Annotated in this window: 2 protein-coding genes and 1 pseudogene; 1 reads left to right on the plus strand and 2 read right to left on the minus strand. The window is 72.6% G+C overall.

Annotated features, from left to right (window positions below):
• Window positions 1–578: DUF6053 domain-containing protein (locus tag A7A76_RS26940; protein WP_428995205.1), on the minus strand; the 578-nt coding region annotated here is incomplete at its 3' end.
• On the opposite strand from A7A76_RS26940, the gene A7A76_RS26945 reads away from it, so the two are divergent.
• Window positions 496–783: a DUF6053 domain-containing protein gene (locus A7A76_RS26945; protein WP_428995206.1), complete on the plus strand. Its 288-nt coding sequence runs from the start codon at window positions 496–498 to the stop codon at window positions 781–783. The two genes, A7A76_RS26940 and A7A76_RS26945, sit on opposite strands and share 83 nt — an antisense overlap.
• A 257-nt stretch (window positions 784–1,040) precedes the next feature.
• Here the strand turns inward: A7A76_RS26945 and A7A76_RS26950 are convergent.
• A pseudogene (locus A7A76_RS26950) lies at window positions 1,041–1,322 on the minus strand (FecR family protein); the annotation flags it as partial.
• Window positions 1,323–1,429 lie beyond the last annotated feature (107 nt).

Here is a 1,429-nt window from a genome sequence, read left to right on the forward strand (position 1 = left end):
CGCGCCGCGGCGGCCGCGGCCGGCTTGGGCTTGGCCGCGTCCTTGACGATGACCATGCCGCCGGACGGATCGCGGCGGGCGACGAAGCCGCTGCCGCGCAGCAGCCGGTCGAGCGCGTCGCCGGCCGGCATGGTGCCGCTGACGCCGGCGGTGCGCAGCCCGCGCAGCTGGTCGGCGGAATAGACGAACTGGGCGCCGGACTGGCGCGCCAGCGCATCCAGCGCGGCCGACAGGTCGCCCGCCGGGATCTCGACCCGCGCCGGCGCCCCCTGCGCCTGCGCGGACAACGCGGCCGAACAGGCCAGGCTCAACAACACGACACGCAACCCACGCACTGCACGCAGCATCGGTTTACCCCTCCCCATCGGCACTCGCTTGGCGCCGTTGTGTAAGTCAGACGAACGAACTCGGCAAATCCCGCATGCGGCGGCGGAAAAGGACACGGATTTTTTCGCGAGGCCTTGCGTTGGGGAAGCCTTGAGGCCCCGTTTTTTTGTGGGAGGGCCTTCAGGCCCGAGGCTTTTGGCCCAGATCGCGGCGAGCGGAGCGAAAAGCTTCGGGCCTGAAGGCCCTCCCACAGGAGCGAGCCCGGTCCCGCGCTCCCGCTTTGCGCTCCTTCAACGACTGCGCAACACGATCCGATCCGGCAACCGCTCCGCCTTCACCGGCATCGCCTGCTCCAGCAAGCCGACGAACATTTCCGCGTTCGACCAGCGGAAATTGCCGCCCACGCGCAGCTCGCCCGCGGCCACGTCGGCGATCACCAGCTTGCGCGCGCTGTAGCGGTTGAACTCGGCCGCGGCCTGCGCCAGCGGCGTATCGCGGAACACCAGGAAGCCGTGGCGCCAGTCGACGTAACGTTCGGCCTCCTCGACCGGCACGCTGCGCACCAGTACGCCGTTGGGCCCGGCCAGGGCGATGCTGCCGGCCGGCAGCAGCGTGGTCGGCTGCGGGTGGCCGCCGACCGGTTCGGATTCCAGCCGCACCGTGCCTTCGGTGACCACCACGCGCAGGTCGGCGCCGTCGCGGCGCACCGAGAAATGCGTGCCCACCGCCACCACCCGGCGCGCGCCGGCCTCGACCGCGAACGGCCGGCCCGGATCCTTGGCCACGTCGAAGAAAGCCTCGCCCTGCGCCAGCTCGACCCGCCGCCGCGCGCCCGACAGCGCCACTTCGATGCGGCTGTCGCTGCTCAGGGTGGCGCGCGAGCCGTCGGCCAGCGCCACCTCGTCGGTCTTGCCGAGCGCGGTGCGGTAGCTGGAACGCTCGACCGCGCCGTAATGCAGCCAGCCCCAGCCCAGCCCGACCGCGAGCGCGGCCACCGCGGCGGCGGCCGCGTACGGCCAGCGCGAAGCCCGCGCGGCGGTCGCGCGCGGCTTGAACGTCAAGGCATCGGCACGCAGCGCCGAAGCGGCGGCCGGTTCCGCCG

It is taken from the genome of Lysobacter enzymogenes, from assembly GCF_017168095.1.
GTDB lineage: Bacteria > Pseudomonadota > Gammaproteobacteria > Xanthomonadales > Xanthomonadaceae > Lysobacter > Lysobacter enzymogenes_D.